General features: G+C 62.2%; 6 protein-coding genes. 2 read left to right on the top strand and 4 right to left on the bottom strand.

Features of this window, described 5'->3' with window-relative positions:
• On the bottom strand, positions 1-848 hold an 848-nt coding region (locus AC1DWI_RS17070), incomplete at its 3' end, for a Bug family tripartite tricarboxylate transporter substrate binding protein (RefSeq protein WP_477725275.1).
• A 119-nt stretch (positions 849-967) separates the two neighbouring features.
• The gene (locus tag AC1DWI_RS17065) at positions 968-1,354 is read right to left on the bottom strand and encodes a winged helix-turn-helix transcriptional regulator (RefSeq protein WP_477670392.1); all 387 of its coding nucleotides are present in this window, start codon (positions 1,352-1,354) and stop codon (positions 968-970) included.
• Between the two features lie 106 nt (positions 1,355-1,460).
• Here AC1DWI_RS17065 and AC1DWI_RS17060 point away from each other — a divergent pair, with 106 nt between their 5' ends.
• Positions 1,461-1,784 carry a DMT family transporter gene (locus AC1DWI_RS17060; protein ID WP_457281851.1) on the top strand — a complete coding sequence of 108 codons (324 nt, stop codon included), beginning with the start codon at positions 1,461-1,463 and terminating at the stop codon, positions 1,782-1,784.
• Between the two features lie 23 nt (positions 1,785-1,807).
• Entirely contained in the window at positions 1,808-2,434 is a 627-nt protein-coding gene (locus AC1DWI_RS17055) for an FMN-dependent NADH-azoreductase (RefSeq protein ID WP_477670391.1), read from the top strand.
• An 8-nt stretch (positions 2,435-2,442) separates the two neighbouring features.
• Here the strand turns inward: AC1DWI_RS17055 and AC1DWI_RS17050 are convergent, their stop codons facing one another.
• Together AC1DWI_RS17050 and AC1DWI_RS17045 are read right to left on the bottom strand one after the other, a co-directional pair.
• Positions 2,443-3,120 (bottom strand): hypothetical protein, encoded by a 678-nt coding sequence (locus tag AC1DWI_RS17050; protein WP_477670390.1) that lies wholly within the window; start codon positions 3,118-3,120, stop codon positions 2,443-2,445.
• The coding region (locus AC1DWI_RS17045; RefSeq protein WP_477725274.1) for an NADPH-dependent FMN reductase at positions 3,117-3,448 on the bottom strand (332 nt) is incomplete at its 5' end. The genes AC1DWI_RS17050 and AC1DWI_RS17045, both read right to left, overlap by 4 nt.

The raw sequence follows: 3,448 nt of genomic DNA, 5'->3' as shown, positions 1-3,448 counted from the left end.
TTGCAAGCCTCGGCGATGCGGTCGATGTTGGCCTGCGGCATGTTGGCCGGCGCATTAAGGCCGTACCACTGCGTCATTTCAAAACCGGGGTAGCCGCTTTCCGCCACGGTGGGCACGTCGGGCAGTTGGGACAGGCGCTCCTTGGTGCCGGTGGCAATGCAGCGCAGCTTGCCTGACTTGATGTGCGCGAGGATGGCCGGCGCGCCCACGCTTGCCGCTTCGAGCCGCCCGGCCAGCAGGTCGGTCAGCTGCGGGCCGGTGCCGCGGTAGGGCACGTGCAGCACAAAAATGCCGGTCGCCATCTTCAAATATTCAAACGCCAGATGGCCGGCGCTGCCATTGCCGGCTGAGCCGTAATTGAGCTGGCCGGGCTTGGCCTTGGCCAGCGCGATGAATTCTTTCAGGTTGTTGGCGGGCACGCTGGAATTGACGACATACAGGCTGGGCACCTTGGCCAGCAGCGAGATGGGCTTGAAGTCCTTGTTGGTGTCGAAGGGCAGTTTGTCGAAGATGAAGGGGTTGACCGCCATGGTGCCGATGTGGCCCAGGATGATGGTGTGGCCATCGGTAGAGGCAGCGCATTCCTGCATGGCGATGTTGCCGCTGGCGCCGGGCTTGTTTTCCACAAACACCGTCTGGCCCAGGCTCTTGGTGAGTTCGTTGGCCGCTGAGCGTGCGACGATCTCCGAGCTGCCGCCGGGCGCGAAGGGCACCAGCAAGCGTATGGGTTTGCTGGGCCAGCCGGCCTGTGCATGCAGCAGCCCGGGAAAGGCCGAAACCGCTGCCAGTGCGCCGCCGGCCTCGAGGCCGAACTGCAATGCGCCGCGGCGCGTGTTGAGGTGTTTCATTTGATGTGTCTCCATGTTGTTGCCGCCGTCGTTTTCATCGCTGGCGTGTCGGTCCAATATAGGACCGTACATGAGGCGCGGCGCTACGTGATTCCGCTAATGAGGCTAACCCCCATGCGCTAGATGAAGGATGCGTCAAAACGTTCGCGCGCGGCCTTCAGGTTCTGGTGGTTGCGCTCGGCCCAGTTGTCCAGCGGGATCAAGGTTTCGCTGAGGGACTGGCCCAGCGCGCTGAGCTGGTATTCCACATGCGGCGGCACGGTCTGGCGGTCAAAGCGCAGCACCAGGCCATTGCGCACCAGCTCCTTGAGCGTTTGCGTCAGCATCTTTTGCGAGATGCCTTCGATCTTGCGCATCAGCTCGTTGTTGCGCACCGGGCCATCGGCCAGCGCCGGGATCACCAGCAAGGCCCACTTGCTGGCCACCAGCTCCAGCGCTTGCCGCGACGGGCAGGCCTGGCTAAACACATTTGAAGCGTCGGTGGGTGGGTCGCCGGGAATTGTCATGGTTACCAGAAGGTGCGTACTTGCCTATGGGTAATCGTAAACCTAAGCTGGAGGCGCATCAATCCTTAACCCTCTTTAACCCTGTTATTCCAAAGAAAGACTCCCGATGGCCTGGCTCTATTTACTCGCCGCAAGCATTGTCGAAATCGCAATGGCCTTGTTCCTGAAATCTTCCGAAGGCTGGACGCGCCTGTGGCCCAGCGTGCTGGGGGTGGCCGCGGCCGGCGCCAGCATTTTCTTTTTGACGCATGCCGTCAAGACTTTGCCGGTGGGCACGGCCTACGCGATCTGGACGGGGATAGGTTCGGTCGGCGTGACGCTGATCGGCATCCTCTGGATGGGCGAAAGCGCCTCGGCACTGCGTCTGACCTGCGTGGCGCTGGTGGTGGCCGGCATGGTGGGCTTGCGCCTGCTGGACGGCACTGTTTGATCAACCCATCCGTGGAGAAACCCATGACCCATCTGGTTTATATCGAAGCTTCGCCGATGCAGGCCGCGTCCACTTCAACTTCCGTCGCCACCGCCTGGCTGGACGCCTATCGCCAGGCGCATCCCGAGGGCACCGTGGACACGATCAATGTGTGGGACATCGACCTGCCGCCGTTTGACGCCGACATGATCGCCGCCAAGTTTGCCGTGTTGCGTGCGCAGAATGCGACGGCGCCGCAGCAGGCGTTGTGGGCGCGTGCGGTCGCGGTGTCGCAGCGCTTCAATGCGGCAGACCGGTATCTCTTCAGTTTGCCGATGTGGAATTTCGGCATTCCTTACCGGCTCAAGCATTTCATCGACGTGGTGACCTTGCCGGGGCAGAACTGGGCATGGTCAAGGCAAACCGGTTACCAGGCGCTGCTGCCAGGCAAGAGTGCGACGCTGGTGTATTCAAGTGCCGGCGCGTACCCGCTGCGGCCCGGGGAAGATGAATCCGATTTCCAGAAACCGTACATGCGGCGCTGGCTGCGTTTCCTGGACATTGAGGTGACGGCGGAAATAAGCGTTGCGCCGACGCTGGTGCCGCCCGAGGACCTTGCGGCAACCAAGGCCGGTGCGGTGGAACAGGCACGGGCGCTGGCCGTAAATTAGTGCGTTGGTCACCGGGGTATTTTGGCGATCTCCAGTGTGGTCACGATCCCGTTGGCCAGCGCGTCACCCTGTTGAGGCTTTGCGCACAGCTCCTTGCGCAGCTTCGGGTCTTCGCTTCCCTGGCACAGTATCACGCCGTCGGGGCCGATGCCAGGCACCTGGGGGTGGTAGAAATAGGCGAAGCCGTTGTGGTTGGGCAGGTTGACCCACTGCTCTACCAGCTGGGGGTTGGCTTTGCCGTCGCTGTATTTCATGATCCAGGCTTTCAGTGCCGGCATGCGCGCCTGTTGCAGGCTGCCGTCCTGTGTGTAGTTGCCATGGAAACCCACGACCGTTCTTTCGAGAGGCTGGTCGTCGGAGTAGGCGCGTGTTGTGCCGCCCAGAAACATGCGCGAACACGAAGAACGGCAATAGCCTGAGAGCAAGGTCATCAGGCCTTTTTCACGGATGTATTCGCCAGTCGCATACCCGGCCCGGGCGTCCCCGCCCGAGGAGTTTTTGAGCACCACCGTTGTGATGCCGGGGTGCTCCTCTATCGCGGCCTGCAAAATCCGTTGTTCATTGCCGGTCACCTTGCCCGACAGAAAAACAAAAGGCTCCCTGATCTCCACGTCCATGGCGTAAGCGCACGACGCGAGGCAAAAGGCCGCCAGGCCCGACAGCCAGTGGCCTGGACGCGCTGTCATGCAGTGAGGCGTTGGGAAGCAAACAGCACCTGGTCGATCACCGCCTGCACATTTTTGAGATGCGATTCGTCGAGCAGGTTGCCCTCGGTGTCGAAGGCGGTGCCGGCGCGGCCCAGGGCAAAAGCCTTGGGCGCGACCCAGCACTGCGCGTTGAGCAGCAGCGGCACCAGATGGCTTTGCGAACGCAGGCCGCCCAGCGCGCCGGGCGAGGCGCTGAGAACGCCCACGACTTTGCCGGTGAAAGACTTGAAGCCTTCGTGCCAGGCTGGATCGCTCTTGACGGGGCTGGAGACCCAGTCGATGGTGTTCTTGAGCAGCGCGGTGTAGC

The sequence above is a fragment of the Polaromonas sp. P3_C2 genome (assembly GCF_056402675.1).
Note: the sequence above shows the minus strand (reverse complement) of the source record. Positions and strands in the feature narration are given on the sequence as shown.